General features: G+C 62.6%; 20 protein-coding genes. 14 read left to right on the top strand and 6 right to left on the bottom strand.

Annotated features, from left to right (window positions below; translation table 11 throughout):
- The first annotated feature begins 123 nt into the window (after positions 1 to 123).
- The 6 genes from RA21_RS20920 (at position 124) to RA21_RS20895 (ending at position 5316) form a co-directional block, all read left to right on the top strand.
- Positions 124 to 1068, top strand: a complete 945-nt coding sequence (locus RA21_RS20920; protein ID WP_052254223.1) for a CheB methylesterase domain-containing protein — start codon at positions 124 to 126, stop codon at positions 1066 to 1068.
- A 24-nt stretch (positions 1069 to 1092) separates the two neighbouring features.
- On the top strand, positions 1093 to 1662 hold the full coding sequence (locus tag RA21_RS20915) for a chemotaxis protein CheD (RefSeq protein WP_019294499.1): 570 nt from the start codon (positions 1093 to 1095) through the stop codon (positions 1660 to 1662).
- 105 nt (positions 1663 to 1767) lie between these two features.
- Entirely contained in the window at positions 1768 to 2571 is an 804-nt protein-coding gene (gene modA, locus RA21_RS20910; protein WP_039152386.1) for a molybdate ABC transporter substrate-binding protein, read from the top strand.
- Positions 2568 to 3272, top strand: a complete 705-nt coding sequence (gene modB / locus RA21_RS20905) for a molybdate ABC transporter permease subunit (RefSeq protein ID WP_039152384.1) — start codon at positions 2568 to 2570, stop codon at positions 3270 to 3272. The genes modA and modB overlap by 4 nt, the downstream gene beginning before the upstream one ends.
- Positions 3272 to 4360, top strand: coding sequence for a molybdenum ABC transporter ATP-binding protein (modC, locus tag RA21_RS20900; protein ID WP_019294502.1), 1089 nt, complete (start codon positions 3272 to 3274; stop codon positions 4358 to 4360). The genes modB and modC overlap by 1 nt, the downstream gene beginning before the upstream one ends.
- Positions 4361 to 4485: 125 nt before the next feature.
- A complete protein-coding gene (locus RA21_RS20895) occupies positions 4486 to 5316 on the top strand; it encodes a bifunctional allantoicase/(S)-ureidoglycine aminohydrolase (protein WP_039152381.1) in 831 nt (276 codons plus the stop codon).
- Positions 5317 to 5388: 72 nt separating this feature from the next.
- Here the strand turns inward: RA21_RS20895 and RA21_RS20890 are convergent, their stop codons facing one another.
- Positions 5389 to 5757 carry a winged helix-turn-helix transcriptional regulator gene (locus RA21_RS20890; protein WP_039152379.1) on the bottom strand — a complete coding sequence of 123 codons (369 nt, stop codon included), beginning with the start codon at positions 5755 to 5757 and terminating at the stop codon, positions 5389 to 5391.
- Positions 5758 to 5978: 221 nt separating this feature from the next.
- Here RA21_RS20890 and RA21_RS22455 point away from each other — a divergent pair, with 221 nt between their 5' ends.
- Positions 5979 to 7142 carry a glutathione S-transferase N-terminal domain-containing protein gene (locus RA21_RS22455; protein WP_241483542.1) on the top strand — a complete coding sequence of 388 codons (1164 nt, stop codon included), beginning with the start codon at positions 5979 to 5981 and terminating at the stop codon, positions 7140 to 7142.
- A gap of 13 nt (positions 7143 to 7155) precedes the next feature.
- Here the strand turns inward: RA21_RS22455 and bhcR are convergent, their stop codons facing one another.
- On the bottom strand, positions 7156 to 7971 hold the full coding sequence (gene bhcR / locus RA21_RS20880; protein WP_019294506.1) for an HTH-type transcriptional regulator BhcR: 816 nt from the start codon (positions 7969 to 7971) through the stop codon (positions 7156 to 7158).
- Positions 7972 to 8169: 198 nt separating this feature from the next.
- Here bhcR and bhcA point away from each other — a divergent pair, with 198 nt between their 5' ends.
- The 5 genes from bhcA to RA21_RS20855 all read left to right on the top strand — a co-directional run bounded on the left by bhcA (position 8170) and on the right by RA21_RS20855 (position 13154).
- Complete coding sequence (gene bhcA / locus RA21_RS20875) at positions 8170 to 9360, top strand: L-aspartate--glyoxylate aminotransferase BhcA (RefSeq protein ID WP_039152395.1); 1191 nt, start codon at positions 8170 to 8172, stop codon at positions 9358 to 9360.
- Positions 9360 to 10328, top strand: a complete 969-nt coding sequence (bhcB, locus tag RA21_RS20870; protein WP_039152377.1) for a beta-hydroxyaspartate dehydratase BhcB — start codon at positions 9360 to 9362, stop codon at positions 10326 to 10328. The genes bhcA and bhcB overlap by 1 nt, the downstream gene beginning before the upstream one ends.
- 16 nt (positions 10329 to 10344) lie before the next feature.
- Positions 10345 to 11508, top strand: a complete 1164-nt coding sequence (gene bhcC / locus RA21_RS20865) for a 3-hydroxy-D-aspartate aldolase BhcC (protein ID WP_039152374.1) — start codon at positions 10345 to 10347, stop codon at positions 11506 to 11508.
- 72 nt (positions 11509 to 11580) lie between these two features.
- A complete protein-coding gene (gene bhcD, locus RA21_RS20860; protein ID WP_039152371.1) occupies positions 11581 to 12546 on the top strand; it encodes an iminosuccinate reductase BhcD in 966 nt (321 codons plus the stop codon).
- Positions 12547 to 12641: 95 nt separating this feature from the next.
- Positions 12642 to 13154, top strand: coding sequence for an AmiS/UreI family transporter (locus RA21_RS20855; RefSeq protein ID WP_039152369.1), 513 nt, complete (start codon positions 12642 to 12644; stop codon positions 13152 to 13154).
- 62 nt (positions 13155 to 13216) lie between these two features.
- On the opposite strand, the gene RA21_RS20850 is transcribed toward RA21_RS20855, so the two are convergent.
- The 3 genes from RA21_RS20850 to puuE all read right to left on the bottom strand — a co-directional run bounded on the left by RA21_RS20850 (position 13217) and on the right by puuE (position 16628).
- Positions 13217 to 14653: a nucleobase:cation symporter-2 family protein gene (locus RA21_RS20850; protein ID WP_039152367.1), complete on the bottom strand. Its 1437-nt coding sequence runs from the start codon at positions 14651 to 14653 to the stop codon at positions 13217 to 13219.
- A 71-nt stretch (positions 14654 to 14724) separates the two neighbouring features.
- Positions 14725 to 15216: an ureidoglycolate lyase gene (locus RA21_RS20845; RefSeq protein ID WP_039152365.1), complete on the bottom strand. Its 492-nt coding sequence runs from the start codon at positions 15214 to 15216 to the stop codon at positions 14725 to 14727.
- Positions 15213 to 16628 carry an allantoinase PuuE gene (gene puuE, locus RA21_RS20840; RefSeq protein ID WP_039152363.1) on the bottom strand — a complete coding sequence of 472 codons (1416 nt, stop codon included), beginning with the start codon at positions 16626 to 16628 and terminating at the stop codon, positions 15213 to 15215. Before puuE ends, RA21_RS20845 begins: the two co-directional genes overlap by 4 nt.
- Positions 16629 to 16777: 149 nt before the next feature.
- On the opposite strand from puuE, the gene uraH reads away from it, so the two are divergent.
- On the top strand, positions 16778 to 17134 hold the full coding sequence (gene uraH, locus RA21_RS20835) for a hydroxyisourate hydrolase (RefSeq protein ID WP_027233834.1): 357 nt from the start codon (positions 16778 to 16780) through the stop codon (positions 17132 to 17134).
- A 79-nt stretch (positions 17135 to 17213) separates the two neighbouring features.
- Here the strand turns inward: uraH and RA21_RS20830 are convergent, their stop codons facing one another.
- Positions 17214 to 18122 carry a LysR family transcriptional regulator gene (locus tag RA21_RS20830; protein WP_039152356.1) on the bottom strand — a complete coding sequence of 303 codons (909 nt, stop codon included), beginning with the start codon at positions 18120 to 18122 and terminating at the stop codon, positions 17214 to 17216.
- Between the two features lie 104 nt (positions 18123 to 18226).
- Here RA21_RS20830 and RA21_RS20825 point away from each other — a divergent pair, with 104 nt between their 5' ends.
- A complete protein-coding gene (locus RA21_RS20825; RefSeq protein WP_039152354.1) occupies positions 18227 to 19486 on the top strand; it encodes a urate hydroxylase PuuD in 1260 nt (419 codons plus the stop codon).
- Positions 19487 to 19502: the final 16 nt, after the last annotated feature.

Raw genomic sequence — 19502 nt, 5'->3', positions numbered from 1 at the left:
ACTATGGCAACCTGTGCCTGCAATTCTTAGGGCACTGCAACTTGACTGGGGAACCCATTGTCTTCGCGAAACTTATTGATCATTACCACGGACCGGAACTTTGCACGCACGTTGCAGGGCTATATGGAGTCCGCCTATCCCGGCATGAAAGTGCTTTTGGCCAACAACCTGATGATGGCTTACAATCAGGCGGAGGCCGCACAGCCGGTGTTTGCCTTCGTTGAGGACGGGTTCACCAAGCTGCCTGAGTTTGAGATGATGATGGCGCTGTTTTCCGCCATGGACACCCGCTGGGTCTCCGTGATGGACACTCAGGGCGCCACGCCGGCCCGCAAGTCCTCACCGCTGCTTGATGTCGGCGCCGGTATCTTCGAGCTGACCAAATCAGACCACCCAAGCCAGTTTGCGCAGTATTTCGATATGATGCTCAACGCGCCGCGCCGCAGCCCCCGGGCTGCCGCAGGTGCCTCGGCCGCCCGGCCGGCCGCTGCTGCTGGCGGCAGCAAGAAACTTATTCTGATCGGATCCTCAACGGGTGGCGTGGAGGCGCTGCGCAGCGTGCTGGTCGGCTTCCCCTTCGACTGCCCTCCGACCCTGATTGTGCAGCACACCGGCAAGAACTTCGGCTCCGGGCTGGTGTCACTGCTGGACCGCATCTGCCCTGCCCGGGTGCGCCCGGCAGAAGACGGCACCACGCTGGAGCCGGGCCATGTTTACATCGCCGCAGGCCAGCGCCGCCACATGGGGATCACCAGCCGCAAACCGCTGCGCCTGCGGATGAAGGAAGGCCCCGATATTTCCGGCCACACACCCTCTGTTGACGCTCTGTTCACCTCTGCCGTGCCATATGGAAAGGACGTTGTAGCCACCATCCTGACCGGCATGGGCCAGGATGGGGCCAGGGGGCTCCTGGAACTGCGCAAGGCCGGCGCCAAGACCTTTGCCCAGGATGAGAAATCCTCAGTGGTCTACGGCATGCCACGGGTGGCCTGGGAAATGGGGGCTGCCCAGCAGCAGGTGCCTCTGGCCCGGATGGCCAATACACTACTACAGGCCAGCAAGGTCTGATCGAACCGCAGGAAGGACCTGACTTTGACTACTGTTTTCGCCAATTCGAAATCCGTTACGGTTCTGCAGGGGGAATACCGGGTGAGCACGGATCAGAAGATCATGTTCTCCACGGTCCTTGGCTCATGCATCGCGGCCTGCATTTACGATCCGGAAAATGGTGTGGGCGGGATGAATCATTTCCTGCTCGCCAACGCCCGCCAGGGCGGGGCGGCCAATGCCCGCTACGGCATCCACGCAATGGAGCTGCTGATCAACGGCATCCTCAAGAAAGGTGCCAGCCGCTCCAACCTGAAAGCCAAGGTGTTCGGCGGCGCCAAAATGTCGGCAAACCTGTCGGATATCGGGGCTGCAAATGCCGATTTCGTGCAGCGGTTCCTGCGCGACGAAGGCATTCCCGTGATTTCTTCCAGCGTCGGAGGCACTTCGGCACGCCGGGTACGGTTCCACGCCTGTTCCGGCGCAGCCCAGCAGACACATGTCAAGGACGACCGCAAACTCGGCGAACTGGAACAGCGCGCCGCCGCACGTCCGGCTCCGGTCCCTGCACCGGCAGCGGCAGGCGCTGGCGCTGGCGTGGTGGATCTGTTCTGACCGGCCGCCACCTTCGGCACGCCGCCTGGCCTGCAAGGCCGCTGAGCACAGTGCGTGAAATACCGTTTGCCCGCACCGGCCGGCACAGGTAGTCCCTTAGGGGTCATGAGCGCATACCTGGCTTCATTCTTGAATTCATTGGCTTCGCCGGTTTTCTGGCGGAGCCTTGCTGCAGCAGGGGCGCTGATCTCCGGCATGGCCGGGCAGCTGCAGGCCGAAGTCACCGTGTTTGCGGCCGCCAGCACCAAAACCGCGCTGGATGAGGCAGCGGCATCCTACCGGGACAGCACCGGTCAAAAACTAACACTCTCATATGCAGGCTCTCCAGCCCTGGCCCGGCAGATCCAGCTGGGCGCACCGGCAGACCTGTTCATCTCAGCCAACCCCAGTTGGATGGACGTGCTGCAGCAAGAAGGCCTGATCGACGAAACCTCACGTCTGGACTTGCTTGCGAACAATCTGGTTTTGATCGCGCATGGACCAGGTGCTCTGCCGCTGGACTTAGAGGCCTCGGATCTGGCAGGCCGGCTTGGAGAAAGCCGCCTGGCCATGGCGCTGGTGGATGCGGTGCCTGCAGGCATCTACGGCAAGGCAGCGCTGATGGCACTGGGGCAATGGAATGAGCTTGCCCCCAAGGTGGCTCAGACCGCCAATGTGCGCTCCGCGCTGGCGCTGGTTGCCTCCGGCGAGGCGTCAATGGGAGTTGTCTATGCCACCGATGCCAAGGCGGAAGATGGAGTCACGGTGATTGCAGCCTTTCCGGCAGACAGCCATCCTCCGGTCATCTACCCGGCTGCTGTCGTCACCGGCGGCAATATGGCTGAGGCAAAGGCGTTTCTGGATTTTCTTAACGGCCCCGCGGCCCGGAGCATCTTTCTGCATCACGGTTTTGGAGAACCCCAAGAGTGAGCGCTGAATCTGCATGGCTGGGTCCCGAGGAATGGCAAGCGGTGATGCTGTCGCTTCAGGTCTCGATCTGGGCAACGCTGGCGGCACTTCCGCCGGCGGTCTTCACCGCCTACGCGCTGGCACGCTGGCAGTTTCCAGGTAAGCAGATCGTCAACAGCCTGGTGCACCTGCCGCTGATCCTGCCTCCGGTGGTCACCGGCTACCTGCTGCTCATGCTGTTCGGCACAAAAGGACCGGTTGGCGGCGCATTGCAGCAGATCGGCATCGTCTTTGCCTTCCGCTGGACCGGGGCAGCGCTGGCCGCCGGTATCATGGCATTTCCGCTGATGGTGCGGGCCATCCGCCTGTCGGTGGAGGCGGTGGACCCCAAGCTGGAACAGGCCGCCGCCACCCTGGGCGCATCGCGCATCATGTGTTTTGCTACCATCACCCTGCCGATGATCCTGCCCGGGCTGATCGCCGGCGTGGTGCTGGGCTTTGCCAAGGCCATGGGCGAGTTCGGCGCCACCATCACCTTTGTCTCCAGCATTCCCGGACAGACCCAGACGCTGCCCTCGGCGATCTACACCTTTCTGCAGGTGCCCGGCGGCGAGACCGCGGCGCTGCGGCTGACCCTGGTGTCGATTGCAATCGCCTTGACCGCGCTGCTGCTGTCGGAACTGCTGGCGCGCCGGGCGGCTGACCGGGCCGGGGGGCGCTGATGCTGACCGTTTCGCTGCAACATGCGCTGCCAGGGTTCGGGTTGGACGTGCAGTTTGAGGCGCCGCCAGGGGTCACCGTGCTGTTTGGCCGCTCCGGCACCGGCAAAACGACGGTGATCCAGGCGGTGGCCGGGCTGCTGCGGCCGGATCAGGGCCGGGTGGCGCTGCAGGGCGAGGTGCTGTGCGACACCAGCCGGGGGCAATGGCTGCCGCCGCACAAGCGCCGGATGGGCTGTGTCTTTCAAGAGGGGCGGCTGTTCCCGCATCTGACGGTGCGCCAGAACCTGGCTTTCGGCCAATGGTTCGCGCCCCGGAATGCAAAGCGAGAAAACCTGGACCGGGTGGTGGAGCTCTTGGGCATCGGCCCGCTTCTGCAGCGCCGGCCCGGACATTTGTCAGGCGGCGAAAAGCAGCGCGTTGCCATTGGCCGGGCGCTGCTATCCGCGCCGCGGATGATCCTGGCGGATGAACCGCTGTCGGCTCTGGATGAGGCCCGCAAGGCAGAGATCCTGCCCTATTTCGAGCGGCTGAGGGACGAGATCGGCATTCCGATGCTCTACGTCAGCCATTCGGCGGCTGAAGTCGCCCGGCTGGCGACCACCGTGGTTGTGCTGCAGGACGGCCAGGTTCAGCGGCAAGGCTCCGCGGCAGAGGTTCTGGGTGATCCCGCGGTTATGCCCGCAGGCGTCCGCGCGGCAGGCGCATTGCTGCAGGCACGGGTGGCGCGGCATCACGGCGACGGGCTGACAGAGCTGGATGCAGGCGGCGTGCCGCTGTACCTGCCGCAGATCGCCAGGGCGCCCGGCAGCATGGTCCGGGTGCGGGTTTCGGCGCATGAGGTGATCCTGTCGCGCCAGCGCCCCGAAGGGCTGTCGGCGCTTAACATCCTGCCGGGCACTGTGGAACATGTCCGCACCGGCGGCGGGCCCGGCGCTATGGTCTCGCTGACCACGCCGGCGGGCCGGGTTCTGGCCCGTGTCACCCGACGCTCCGCCCAGGCCCTGGGATTGGAGCCTGGTGCAGAATGCCATGCAGTGGTCAAAACCGTCTCCATTGCGCCGGAAGATATCGGCGGCGGCGGTGGATAGGGCCGCCAGTCACGTCTTCAAAAATACCAAGACAATCCTTCAGGTATTCTTGATACGGAAATAAGTTCGGTTGCGCCGGACAGGCGGGTATCAATGGAGCAGCACTTCAGCAGGAAAGGCAGCCGATGACCAAACGATCCTATTACGCTCCGGAAGGCGGGCTGCCGCCGCAGACCCAGCTGCTGACCGACCGCGCCATGTTCACCGAGGCTTATGCGGTGATCCCCAAGGGCACCATGAGCGATATCGTGGCCAGCCTGCTGCCGTTCTGGGACAAGGCGCGCTTCTGGGTGCTGTCGCGGCCCCTGTCCGGATTTGCCGAGACCTTTTCGCAGTATATCGCCGAGGTGCAGCCCGGCGGCGGCAGCGACCGTCCGGAAACGGAAGCAGGCACCGAGGCGGTGCTGTTCGTGGTGCAAGGATCAATGACCCTGACCATCGACGGAACCGCGCATGAAATGGAGGAGGGCGGCTATGCCTTCCTGCCGCCGCAAGCGGTCTGGAGCCTGCGCAATAACGGTGACGCACCGGTCCGCTTCCACTGGATCCGCAAGGCCTATCAGCCGGTTGCAGGGCTGGACGCGCCGGAGGCCTTTGTCACCAGCGACAAACACGTCGACCCGACCCCGATGCCGGAAACCGAGGGCAAGTGGGCGACCACCCGTTTCGTGGACCCCAACGACCTGCGCCACGACATGCATGTGACCATCGTCACCTTCGAGCCCGGCGCGGTGATCCCCTTTGCCGAGACCCATGTGATGGAGCATGGCCTTTATGTGCTGGAGGGCAAGGCGGTCTACCGGCTGAACCAGGACTGGGTCGAGGTCGAGGCCGGCGATTACATGTGGCTGCGCGCCTTCTGCCCGCAAGCCTGTTATGCAGGCGGCCCGGGCAAGTTCCGCTACCTGCTCTACAAGGACGTGAACCGTCACATGCCGCTGGCGCCGCTGCGCTGACGGGCAGGTCAGGGGAACACAAGCCGTTTTCCGGCATCGGGCTGCTCATACTCAGGCTGGCTGACTCTCAGGTCAGCTGGCCTGTTCGCTGTTATGAAGCACCCACCATTTATGCATTGCATGGAACATATCCGTTAGCGCCATAGCCTTGGCGGTTGCCGTATACTCCACCCTCGGCGGAACCTCGGGAAAGATCTCCCGGCTGACAAGGCCGTCTTTCTCCAGCGCCCTCAGCTGGCTGGTGAGCATGGTCTGGGTGATGCCTTCAACGTCACGCCTCAGCTCGCCAAACCGTTTGGTTCCCTGAAAAATCAGCACTTGAAGGATGATCAGCTTCCACTTGCCGCCAATGAGCTGAGCGATGTCCGGCATCGGACAGCGCGTGCCAAATGCCGGGCCAGATTGCGGGGTCTGGAAATTTTCTGGCGGTTCGGCATTCATCGCAAATCTCTCTTGGTACAAAAATCATACTAACATGAATTCACGAAGTTTCGCGGAAATCCTGAGTTTAGGATGCCATTCAGCAGGAACTTGTTATTGGAAGCAGCTCGGCAACAGCCGGGCAATAGTATCATTTACCTGACTAAGTAAGAAAATTCTGCCTACTTTTCAATTAATTACCAACCTCTATCCTCCTCAGAGACACCTGAAGGAGGTTCAGCATGACACTCACTATTCACACAATCAGCGGCGCACCCCGCGCCTGGCGTGTTCTCGCGGGCCTGGCACTCAAGGGGCTGAGCTGGGAGCAGAAGGTGCTGTCAGCGTCAGACGGCGAGCACAAGAAGGAACCCTTCCTTTCGCTCAATCCGCGCGGCACGGTCCCGGTGCTGGAAGCAGGCGGCTGCGTCATACGGGATTCCATCGCGGCTCTTGCCTGGCTCGACAGGGCCTTTCCGAAGCATCCGCTGTTTGGCGCAACCCCGGAAGAAGCCGCAGAAATCTGGCAGATCACGATGGAGGCCAGCAGCTATCTGCGAGATGCCTGCTATGATGTGCTGGCGCCTGTGCTGGTTAAGCGTATCTCTCCGGCCCCCGGCAGTCCTGAAGAAACAGCGCTGAAGACCGCGTCAGAGGCCCTGCACAGAGAGTGCCGCTGGCTGGAAGGGCTTCTGGACAGCAGGCCGTATCTGGCCGGGTATACCCCCAGCGCCGCTGACGCAGTAGTATTTCCGGAAATCCGCCTGATCCAAAGGGCCGCCGAAACCCGCCACGAGGTGATGGAGAAGCTCGGGTTCGGCTTCCCTCCGGATCTCTACCCCCGTCTGGCAGACTGGAAGGACCGGATGAGCGTGCTGCCCGGCATGGCCGAAACCCTTCCGCTGCACTGGGACGAGCATACCAGACGCCCAGCTGCACGGAATTACAAGCGCAGCATCTCTACCGCAGCCACACCGGACCAGGCATTTCACGCTCTAACCCAAGGGTTCGGGGATTGGTGGACGGAGCCGGATAATCCCATTCTGCAGCCCGGCGACCGCGCCAAATTCACCTTCCCTCCGGGACGCTCCTTCTGGATCTTTGAGGCCAAGCGCCTTGTTCCCGGCGAACTTGTCGAGCTGGAATGCGTCGAGGCGCTGCATCTGCACGAAGGGCAGCCCAGCGAAATCGAAACCGAATGGCTCGGCACGCGCGCTATTTGGCGGATTTCTCCGGATCCGCAGGGCTGCCGCATCCGGTTTGAGCATGAAGGCCTCAGGCCCAGCCTGCTCTGCTATGATGTTTGCGAGGCTGGCTGGGACCATTTCTTCGCTTCCAGCCTGAAGGCCTATCTCGACACCGGTCAGGGCAGGCCGCACCGCACCGCGGAGGAATTGCAGCACTAGGCGCAGGGGGGCGTCAGGCGGCCGGCGCCCCCATTCCTTGCGACAGTTTCTGCGCGGCGTCCTTGACCAGGGTGCCGATGCCATAGATGCCGCCGTCCGGCATCCGTGCGGTGGGGCCGGAGATCGAAATCCCAGCCAGGACCTCGCCCTGCATGCCAAAAACGGGCGCCGCGACGCAACGCATGCCCGGCGCCTTTTCCTCATCGTCGAATGACCAGCCGCGGTTGCGGATTTGCGCCAAGTCTGCGCGCAAAGTCTCTGCCGAGGTCAGGGTTTTCTCCGTAAACCGCTCCAGCGTGCGCCCGCGCAGGAAACGGGCCAGCTGATCCTCACCGAAACAGCTGAGCAGCGCCTTGCCGATGCCGGAAGCATGCATGGGAGAAGTGGTTCCAGGCGGAAAGAAAGCCCGGATCGATTCATGGGTTTCCACCTGGCTCACGAACATCACATCGCCGCCGCGTTCGATGCCGAGGTTGGAGGTCTCGCCGGTAGCCTCCATCAGCTCCCGCATCACCGGCCGCGCCCGTTCGATCACACTGGAGCGGCGCAGGAAGGCGGAGCCGAGACGGAACGCCATCGCGCCGATGTGCCAGGTCTGCGACTGCGGCTCCATCTCGACAATCCGGCGCGCCTCCAGCGTTGCCAGCACCCGGTACATAGTGGCCGCCGACTGATCGAGCGCGGAGGAAAGCTCCGTCAGCGTCATGCCACTGGCGCCAGCTAGCGCGTCCAGCACATCCAGCGCCCGGTCAAGCGATTGGATCGTGGCCGGCTGACTGGCGGAATCAAAGCTTTTGGGGCGGCCCTTGCGGCGCGGCGGCTGGGACATTTTCAGGTCTTTCTTGGCAATTCAAGCAGCTGCTTATCGATAAAACTGAAAATACCTTCTGTACAGTGAAAAAACTAAACCCATTGAAAATATGGATAAATAACTCGTTTCTCCCATTTTTGAAATCTTTTTTCAAAAAAGTATCCCTGCGGGCAGCTGCCCCTTACATTGGAGGAAATCGCCACAGGAGGGCACGACATGAGCTTTCAAAATCCGGTTTTCATTCCCGGTCCGACCAATATGCCCGAAGCACTGCGCAAGGCAGTGGACATGCCGACGCTGGACCACCGCTCGCCGCTGTTCGGCCAGATCCTGCACCCGGCACTGGCCGGTGTGAAGAAGGTTCTGAAAAGCGAAACCGCCGAGATATTCGTCTTCCCGTCGACCGGCACCGGCGGCTGGGAAACCGCGATCACCAACACGTTGAATTCGGGCGACAAGATCCTGGCGGCGCGCAACGGCATGTTCAGCCACCGCTGGATCGACATGTGCCAGCGTCACGGTCTGGACGTCCAGGTTGTTGAAACCCCCTGGGGCGAGGGCCTGCCCGCGGACCGGTATGAGGAAATCCTGACCGCTGACACTTCCCACCAGATCAAGGCGGTTCTGGCGACCCATAACGAGACCGCAACTGGCGTCAAATCCGACATCGCCGCCGTCCGCCGCGCGCTGGACGCCGCAGGCCACCCGGCGCTGCTGTTTGTCGATGGCGTTTCCTCCATCGCCTCGATGGACTTCCGGATGGACGAATGGGGCGTCGATATTGCCGTCACCGGCTCGCAAAAGGGTTTCATGCTGCCGCCGGGCCTGGCCATCGTTGGCTTCTCGCCCAAGGCCATGAAAGCTGCCGAGACCGCGACCCTGCCGCGCACCTTCTTTGATATCAAGGACATGGCCAACGGCTATGCCAACAGCGCCTATCCCTACACGCCTTCTGTCGGCCTTCTGAACGGTCTGAACATGGCCTGTGGTATGCTGCTGGACGAAGGGCTGGAGAATGTCTTTGCCCGCCACCACCGGATTGCCGAGGGCGTCCGCGCCGCGGTCCGCGCCTGGGGGCTGGAGCTGTGCGCTGTGTCGCCGGACGTCTACTCTGACAGCGTCAGCGCCATCCGCACGCCGGACGGCTTTGACGCCAACAAGTTCGTGAGCCTGGCGGCCGAGAAATACGGCGTCGCCTTTGGCACCGGCCTGGGCGAAGTCGCGGGCAAGGTGTTCCGCATCGGCCACCTGGGCAGCCTGACCGATGTGATGGCTCTGTCCGGCATTGCCACCGCCGAAATGGTCATGGCCGACCTGGGCCTCAACATCCAGCTGGGCTCCGGCGTTGCTGCTGCGCAGGACTACTACCGCGGCAACACCGCCTCCAGCACCAAGGCTGCCGCCTGATGAAGGATACCGCTATGTATATCCCGACTTATGAGGACATGCTGGCTGCGCATGAGCGCATCCAGCCCCATATCCGCCGCACCCCGGTGCGCACCTCTGCTTATCTGAATGAACTGACCGGGGCAGAGCTGTTCTTCAAATGCGAGAACTTCCAGGAGCCGGGCGCCTTCAAGGTGCGCGGCGCCACCAACGCGGTGTTCGGGCTGGATGAGGCGCAGGCCGCCAAGGGCGTCGCCACGCACTCCTCAGGCAACCATGCCTCCTGCCTGTCTTATGCGGCAATGCTGCGCGGCATCCCGTGCAACGTGGTCATGCCGCGCACCGCGCCGCAGGCCAAGAAGGACACCGTGCGCCGCTACGGCGGCCGGATCACTGAATGCGAGCCCTCGACCTCCTCGCGCGAGGAGACCTTTGCCAAGGTGCAGGCCGAAACTGGCGGCGATTTCGTGCACCCTTACAACGACCCGCGCGTGATTGCGGGGCAGGGCACCTGTGCCAAGGAGTTTGTGGAGCAGACCGACGGTCTCGACATGGTTGTGGCCCCGATCGGCGGCGGCGGCATGATCTCGGGCACCTGCCTGACGCTGTCGACGCTGGCACCGGAAACCCAGGTGGTCGCGGCAGAGCCGGAGCAGGCCGATGACGCCTACCGCAGCTTCAAGGCGGGCTACATCATCGCCGACGATGCGCCCAAAACCATCGCCGACGGGTTGCTGGTACCGCTGAAGGATCTGACCTGGCACTTTGTCAGCAACCACGTCAGCGAGATCTACACCGCGTCGGATGCGGAAATCATCGATGCGATGAAGCTGATCTGGAAGCACCTGCGCATCGTGATGGAGCCGTCCTCCGCGGTGCCGCTCGCCACCATTCTGAAAAACAAAGACGCCTTCGCGGGCAAACGCGTGGGCCTGATCGTCACCGGCGGCAATGTCGACCTCGACAAGCTGCCCTGGATGAACAGCTAAACTGGGGAATTAAACCATGAACGCACAGACCAAATTTGAAGAGCTTGAAGTCGGCTATGACGTCCCGGCGATCCCGGGCATGGACGAAGCTGACATCCAGACCCCGGCGCTGGTCCTCGACCTGGACGCGCTGGAGCGCAACATCAAGAAGATGGGCGACTATGCCAAGGCACACGGCATGCGCCACCGGGTGCACGGCAAGATGCACAAGTCGGTGGATGTGGCCAAGCTGCAGGAACGCCTTGGCGGCGCCGTTGGCGTCTGCTGCCAGAAGGTGTCGGAGGCTGAGGTCTTTGCGCGCGGCGGCATCAAGGACGTGCTGGTCTCCAACCAGGTGCGCGACCCGCAGAAAATCGACCGCCTGGCCCGCCTGCCCAAACTGGGCGCCCGCACCATCGTCTGCGTCGATGATCTGGACAACGTGGCCGACCTGTCGGCAGCAGCACAAAAGCACGGCACCGAGCTGGAAGTCTTTGTCGAGATCGACTGCGGCGCAGGCCGCTGCGGCGTGACCACCACCGAAGCCGTGGTTGAGATTGCCAAAGCGGTGAACGCGGCAGAGAACCTCAAGTTCTCCGGCATCCAGGCCTATCAGGGCGCTATGCAGCACATGGACAGCTACGAGGACCGCAAAGCCAAGCTGGACATCGCCATCGCGCAGGTTGCCGATGCGGTCGAAGGCTTAAAGAAGGAAGGCATCGAGTGCGAGCTGGTCTCCGGCGGCGGCACCGGCTCCTACTACTTCGAATCGAACTCCGGCGTGTACAACGAACTGCAGTGCGGCTCCTACGCCTTCATGGACGCCGATTACGGCCGCATCCTGGACAAGGACGGCAACCGGATCGACCAGGGCGAGTGGGAAAACGCCTTCTTCCTGCTGACCCAGGTGATGAGCCACGCCAAGGCCGACAAGGCCATCGTGGATGCCGGCCTCAAGGCGCAATCGGTCGACAGCGGCCTGCCCTTCATCTTTGGCCGCGACGACGTGGAATACATCAAATGCTCGGACGAGCACGGTGTGGTCTCTGATCCCTCCGGCGCGCTGAAAGTGGGCGACAAGCTGCGGCTGGTGCCCGGCCACTGCGACCCGACCGCCAACGTGCATGACTGGTACGTCGGTGTCCGGAACGGCAAGGTCGAAACCGTCTGGCCCGTCTCAGCCCGCGGCAAAGCCTACTAAGCAAACGATCCCCGAACTGGCGGAGGTGCGCATGCCGCCCTCCGCCGGCTTTTTTGTTGAGGAGAAACAGACATGTATATCGTTCCGGAAAAGGCGATTGCGGATCTTGTGACCCGTGAAGCCTCGTTCGATGCGGTCGAGAAAGTCTTTGCCGCGATGGCCGCAGGCGATGCCTACAACTTCCCCGTCGTGCGCGAGGCAATCGGCCACGAGGACGCGCTTTACGGCTTCAAGGGCGGCTTTGACCGCGCAGGCCTGACGCTGGGCCTCAAGGCCGGCGGCTACTGGCCGAACAACCTGGAAAAGCGCGGGCTGATCAACCACCAGTCCACCGTCTTTCTGTTCGACCCGGACACCGGCAAGGTGAAGGCGATGGTCGGCGGCAACCTGCTGACCGCGTTGCGTACCGCCGCGGCATCCTCAGTGTCGATCAAGCATCTGGCCCGCCAGGACGCCAAGGTGATCGGCATGATCGGCGCCGGCCACCAGGCCACCTTCCAACTGCGCGCCGCCCTGGAGCAGCGCCAGTTCGAGAAGGTTATCGGCTGGAACTACCACCCGGAAATGCTGCCCAACATCGAAAAGGTCGCCGCGGAAGCAGGCCTACCGTTTGAAGCAGTGGACCTCCCCGGCATGACAGAGGCGGATGTGATCATCTCCATCACCTCGGCCTTTGCACCGTCCCTGATGGCAGATCACGTCAGCCCCGGCACCCATATCGCATGCATGGGCACCGACACCAAGGGCAAGCAGGAGGTCGAGGCCGAACTTCTGGTCAAGGCATCCGTGTTCACCGACGAAGTGGCGCAATCCATCTCCATCGGCGAGGCGCAGCACGCGGTGGCGCAGGGCCTGATCCAGGAGTCTGATGTTGCCCAGATCGGCGCGGTCATCAACGGCACCAATCCGGGCCGCACCTCGGACGATCAGATCACCCTGTTCGATGGCACCGGCGTCGGCCTGCAGGATCTGGCCGTCGCGGCCTCTGTTGTGGAAGTGGCGGTTGAAAAGGGCATCGCCATCGAGGTCGATTTCTAAGCCCCGGCCAGAAACACATTCTGCAAATATCCGCATAGCGGAACGGCAGGAGAGAGGTGTACCTCTCTCCTGCTTTCTTTTGGGGGACTGAAAAAATGTTTCTGGGATTGAGCCTGCTGGTGGTCGGCGTGGTGCTGTGCCTGAACGGCATCTGGCAGATGGGCCGGATACAGGACCGCGAGATTATCCTGATCAACGCAGTCGCCGCGCTGGTGTTCTTTGCCGTGGTGCTGCTGATCGCGCTGGCGGCGCGGCAACCTGCGGACCTGCTGGATGCGGGCATGACGCTGTTGTTCGGCTCCACCTATCTGTGGGTGGCCTACAACCGCACTTTCGCCTCCAGCGGCGAGGGGTTGGGATGGTTCAGCGGCTTTGTGGCCCTCACCGCCGCGCCGATGGTGCTGCGGGTACTGGCGCAGGCGGACGGTCTGTTCGATGTCTGGCTGGCAGGTTGCTGGGCGGCATGGTCCGGGCTGTGGTTCCTCTATTTCCTGAACCTTGCCCTCAAACGCGGCAGCCCCCGGCTAACTGCCATTGCAACGCTGTTGTGCGGCATCTTCACCGGCTGGCTGCCGGGTCTGGCAGTGCTGCACGGGCTGGCTGGCTGAAACGAAAAGAACCGGCCCATTGCGGGCCGGCTCGTATTGTCATTTCATTGCATCTGCCTGCGTCAGGCGTGGTCCTCATGCGGCAATGACCCGCGGCCGTGGCCGCTCATCCCGCCGGAGACTTCCTCGGTGGCCTCCCCCGCCAGTTCCTGCGGCAGCACCAGATTCAACACGATGGCAATCAGCGCTGCAGGCAGCAGACCGCTGGTCAGCAGGATGCGTGCGGTGTCCGGCATGTGCTGCAGCGCGCCTGGTTCCAGCTGCAGACCCAGGCCGATGGACAGGGAGATCGCAAAGATCACCATGTTGCGGCGGTTCCAGTCCACGTCCGACAGCATCGAAACGCCTGCCGCAACCACCATGCCGAACATCACGATCACACCGCCGCCCAGCACCTCGATCGGCACCGTGCGGATCACCGCGCCCACCTTGGGGATCAGCCCGCAGATGATCAGGAAGATGGCTCCGCAGGTCACCACGTGGCGGCTCATCACCCCGGTCATCGCGATCAGGCCCACGTTCTGGGAAAACGACGTGTTGGGGAAGGCGCCGAAGAATCCCGCCACAGCCGTACCCACACCATCGGCATAGGTCGCACCTGCGATCTCCTCCTCGGTGGCCTCGCGGCCCGCGCCGCCCTTGGTCACGCCGGAAACGTCACCGACGGTCTCAACCGCGGAAACAAAGCTCATCAGGCAGAAGCCGATGATCGCCGCAGCCGAGAACTCGAAGCCGTATTTGAACGGCTGCGGCAGGGCAAAGGCAGCGGCCCGCTCCCAAGAGCCGGAAACGGCTTCAAACGTCAGCATGCCCGTCATCAGCGCATAGATGTAGCCGACGATCAGGCCCAGCAGCACGGCGGAGACCGAAAGCATCCCCTTGGTGAAGAACTTGAGGCCGAGGGTGACGAAAATCACTACCAGCGCCGCCGACCAGTTCAGCAAGGAACCGTACTCCGGCGTGCCGATGGCCGGAACACCGCCCGCGGCGTACTGGATGCCGACCTTCACCAGCGCCAAACCGATCATGGTGACCACCAGTCCGGTAACCAGCGGCGGCAGCGCAAAGCGGATCTTGCCGATCACCGTACCGAGCAGCCCGTGGAAAATGCCTCCAACAATAACACCGGTGAACAGCGCGGCCAGCCCGTCGACACCCTTGCCCGCAACCAGCGGGATCATGATTGGCAGGAAGGCGAATGAGGTGCCCTGCACAATCGGCAGCGCCGAGCCGATGGGCCCCACGGTGATGGTCTGCAGCAGAGTGGCGATGCCGGCAAACAGCATCGACATCTGGATCAGATAGAGCAGTTCGGGGAAATCGGGCGAATTGGAGCCGAAGCCGAAACCGGCGGCGCCGGCCACGATGATGGCGGGTGTCACGTTTGAAACGAACATCGCCAGCACATGCTGGATGCCCAGCGGCACCGCCTTGTGCAAGGGCGGTGTGTAATTGGGGTCGCGCAGCTGTGCCGGCGTCCCAATGGAAGTGTCAGCCATGATTGGAATCTCCTGTCGGTCATGGGGATCTTGCCGCTTCTTGTTTTTGTTGGCGGCTTCGGGGTGTGCGGTCAGTCTGCGACCACGGTAAACGGCTCCTTGAACCAGTGTTCTTCGAGATTGGGGGAGGTACCGATCCGGTCGACAACGATATATTGGCCGGGTGCTCCCAGCGGGGCGAGCACCCCGTGCCAAGTGCCGCGGTGCAGATTGATGGATTGGCTCGGCTGGCTGATGAAGGCCTGCAGGTTGACCGGCACACCGCCATCGTCGTCCGCGACTACAACCAGCATAGGAACGCCGCTCACTGGCACAAAGGCCTGGCTGCCCTCCGGATGGCGCTCCACCATGTCGACCTTATGCGGCAGATGGCGGGCCTTGGCATCAAACAGGCTGATACCGGCCCGGCCGTCCGGCCCGAAGTCCAGGGCCGCGCGGTCGTGATGACGCCCGCACATGCCCTGATTGATGATCTTGTCCGGCGCGCCCGCAACCTCGATCACATCGCCATAGGGTGCAAAAGCCGCTGCGGTCAGCGGCTTCGCTATCAGCCGCCCGCTCACGGCAGCAGGTCCTGCAGCCGGAACTGGGCGATGCGCTCGACCTGGCGGCAAGCCTCATCGAACTCGGTGGCCCGGTCATTGTGGATACGCCGGTGGAAGGCCTCCATGATCGACGCCTTGTTGTGGTCACGCACCGCGATGATGAAGGGGAAGCCGTGCTTCTCCACATACTCGGTGTTGAGCCGGGTGAAGGTTTCCCGTTCTTCATCGGTGAGCATATCAAGGCCGGCACTGGACTGTTCCGAGGTGCTCTCCGCCGTCAGCCGGCCTGCCGCGGCCAGTTTGCCCGCCAGATCCGGGTGCGCAGTCAACACACCCAGGCGCTCGTCCTCGCTGGCAGTCCGGAAAATCCGGCACAGCGCGTTGTGGACGCCGGCGGCGCAGTCATGCGCGGGCCCCAGCTCCAGATCAAAGGCACGGTCGGCGATCCAGGGCGAATGCTCGAAGATCGAGCCGAACTTGGCGACAAACGCCTCGCGCTCCATTTGGCTGGGGCGCTCGCGCTTCACCGGCGGGTGGGTTTCTGCCCAATGCTCAGCAATGTCGATGCGGCGCGGGCACCAGACACCCTCGAAGCCCTGGATATAGTCGATGAACCGCTTGAGCCCCGCGATCTTGCCCGGACGGCCCACCAGACGGCAGTGCAGGCCGATGGTCATCATCTTCGCAGCACCTGCCTCGCCCTCGGCATAGATCACGTCAAAGGCATCCTTCAGATACTGGAAGAAATGCTCGCCCGTGATCCAGCCCGGCGAATTGGAAAACCGCATATCGTTGGCTTCCAGCGTGTAGGGAATGATCAGCTGATCACGGCCGCCGGACTCCAGCCAATAGGGCAGGTCGTCGTCATAGGTGTCGGAGATGTAGTCAAACCCGCCTTCCTCGGCCACCAGCCGCACCGTATTGGCGCTGCAGCGCCCGGTGTACCAGCCGCGCGGGCGGGTGCCGGTGACCTCAGTGTGCAGGCGCACCGCCTCGGCAATCGCCGCGCGTTCCTCCTCCTCGGCCATGTCCTTGTGCTCGACCCATTTCAGGCCGTGGCTGGCGATCTCCCAGTCCGCGTCCTTCATCGCCTGCACCTGTTCCGGGCTGCGGGCCAGGGCGGTGGCAACGCCATAGATGGTCAGCGGAATGCCCGCGCCGGTGAACAGCCGGTGCAGCCGCCAGAACCCGGCGCGCGACCCGTATTCATAGATCGACTCCATGTTCCAGTGGCGCTGGCCGGGCCATTGCGCGGCACCTGGAATGTCGGACAAGAAAGCTTCCGAGGCCGCATCCCCGTGCAGGATGCAGTTCTCGCCGCCTTCTTCATAGTTCAGAACAAATTGCACGGCGGCTTTGGCCCCATTGGGCCACTGCGGGTCAGGTGCGGCAGCACCGTATCCGCGCAAGTCACGGGGATAGCGCGTCACGTCAGGTCTCCTGTCTTTTTATTATGTATAGAACAGATAATCCGCTTCGGCTTTCAGTATATTTTTGAAAGAACTTTTTGACTCTTCCTTCTGTATGCATTGGCCTGATGCGCGCATACCTAGGGAAACGGAATTGAAAGGAGGCTGGCATGGCCGGATTTCTGACCACCCATGTGCTGGACACCGCCCGCGGCTGCCCGGCGGAAGGGCTGAAGATCGATCTCTACCGGATCGAAGGCAAAGAGCGCATCCATCTGCGCAGCCTGACCACCAATGATGACGGGCGCACAGATGAGCAGATCCTGCCTGCAGGCGAATTTGCCACCGGCACCTATGAACTGGTGTTCCACGCCGGCGGCTATCTGCGCGCCACCGGCCAGGCCGGCGCCGACCCGCTGTTCCTGGACGAGGTGCCGCTGCGCTTTGGCATGAGCGAGGCTGACAGCCACTACCACGTGCCGCTCTTGCTGTCGCCCTACGGCTACTCCACCTACCGCGGCAGCTGAGCCGCACGCCCCAAGATACCTCTCCTCCCGCTTGGCATCTGCCGGCGGTTCCCGTCCCGGGCAACCGGGGCGGGCTTTTTCATTCTGAGGGGAGCGAGGCCTGGATATGGTCCACCATGAAATCCATGAACAGCCGCACCTTGGGGTCCTGGTGGCGGCGGTGGACATAAAGGCAGGCCATCTGGATCGGAATCGGCGGCTCCTCTGCCAGCACCGGCACCAGCCTGCCGGAGGCCAGGTGTTCTGAAATCTCGAACACCGGTTTTAGGATGATCCCATGCCCGTCCAGCGCCCAGTTGGTCAGCACATCGCCGTGATCCGATTCAAACGGCCCGGTGACCGTCACCCGCTTGACCCCGTCCTGACTGCGCAGCGGCCATTGGAACTCCGGCGCACCGGGATAGCGCAGGTTCAGGCAGTCATGCGCCTCCGTCTTCAGCTCATCGCTGTTCTTCGGCTGGCCGCGCTGCCTGATGTACTCTGGCGCCGCACACAGCACCCGCGGGCAATCGGCGATCTTGCGGATGCGCAGGTTTGAATCCTCCGGCACGCCCAGGAAAAACGCCGCATCCAGCCCCTCTGCCGCCAAGTCCAGCTTGCGGTCCGACAGCCGCAGCCGGATCGAGATCAGCGGATAAGCTTCCTTGAACTTCGGCACCGCCGGCGCAATCAGCCGCTGCCCCAGCCCCAGCGGTGCGGCCACATACAAGGTACCGCGCGGGGTTTGGGTGACGCTGCTAATGTCAGCCTCAGCCTCGTCCACCGCTTCCAGAATCTTGACCGCGCCGTGATAGAACAAGTTGCCCTGTTCGGTCGGATTGAGCAGCCGGGTGGTGCGCTGGAACAACCGCACATTCAGGTGATCCTCCAGCTGCGAAATCCGCGACGACGCCACCGCCGCTGAGATCCGCATGTCACGTGCGGCGGCAGACATGTTGCCAAGTTCATAGACGCGGACAAAGGTGCGGATATTGTCGAGATAGGCCATTCACGTATTCTTTGTGTTATTTTGAAACAGCTTGGATTTTTTACCTAATACATGAAAATAACGCCATGCTCTAGTCTCGGGTCAAAGCTTATGAGGAGAGAACAATGGAAGAGCTCGTGATCATGTGGGACTGGCTGGGCTTTGCGGTCCGCTGGCTTCACGTCATCACCGCCATTGCCTGGATCGGATCGTCCTTCTACTTCGTCGCGCTGGACCTTGGCCTGCGGAAGGTTCCGCATCTGCCGGTCGGCGCGCACGGCGAGGAATGGCAGGTCCACGGCGGCGGTTTTTATCACATCCAGAAATACTTGGTGGCGCCGGAGAACATGCCGGACCATCTGATCTGGTTCAAATGGGAAAGCTACGCCACCTGGCTGTCAGGCGCGGGCCTGCTGATGATCGTATACTGGGCGGGCGGGGAGCTGTACCTGATCGACTCCGCCAAGGCCGACCTGGCCCTGTGGCAGGGCATCCTGATTTCCGGCGCATCGCTGACCATCGGCTGGATCGTCTATGACTTCCTGTGCAAATCGCCGCTGGGGGAAAAACCGACCTTCCTGATGGTGCTGCTGTTCGTGCTGCTGGTCGCCATGGGCTGGGGCTACAACCAGATCTTCACCGGCCGCGCGGTGATGCTGCACCTGGGCGCCTTTACGGCTACCATCATGACTGCAAACGTCTTTTTCATCATCATGCCGAACCAGCGCATCGTGGTGAAGGACCTGCAGGAAGGCCGCACGCCGGACGCCAAATACGGCAAGATCGCCAAGCTGCGTTCGACCCATAACAACTATCTGACGCTGCCGGTGGTGTTCCTGATGCTGTCGAACCACTACCCGCTGGCCTTTGCCACCGAGTACAACTGGCTGATCGCGGCGCTGGTGTTCCTGATGGGCGTGACCATCCGCCACTACTTCAACAGCAACCACGCGGGCACCAGCAACCCGACCTGGACCTGGCCGGTGACCGCCATCCTGTTCATCGGCATCATGATCCTGAGCCAGGCGCCGCTGCAGCAGGACACCTACGAGGAATCCGAGGCGCGGGAGCTGACCAAATCCGAGCAAGTGTTTGCCAGCAATCAGCATTTCGAGGACGTGATGAATGTGGTGCCGGGCCGCTGCGCCATGTGCCACGCGCGGGAGCCCTACTATGACGGCATCCGCCGCGCGCCCAAGAACGTGCTGCTGGAGACCCCGGCCGATGTGGCGAAATACGCCAAGGATATCTACCTCCAGGCAGGTGCTACCCATGCGATGCCGCCCGCCAACGTCACCTTCATGGAGGACGAGGAGCGCGCCCTGATCCGCCGCTGGTACGGCAGCGCCTCCAAGGATCTGCCGCTGACACTGGCCGCGAACTGACGCTGTCAGACACTTT

It is taken from the genome of Leisingera sp. ANG-DT (genome assembly GCF_000813785.1).
GTDB lineage: Bacteria > Pseudomonadota > Alphaproteobacteria > Rhodobacterales > Rhodobacteraceae > Leisingera.
The sequence above is the reverse complement of the archived record's forward strand: the minus strand, read 5'-3'. Positions and strand labels throughout refer to the sequence as shown.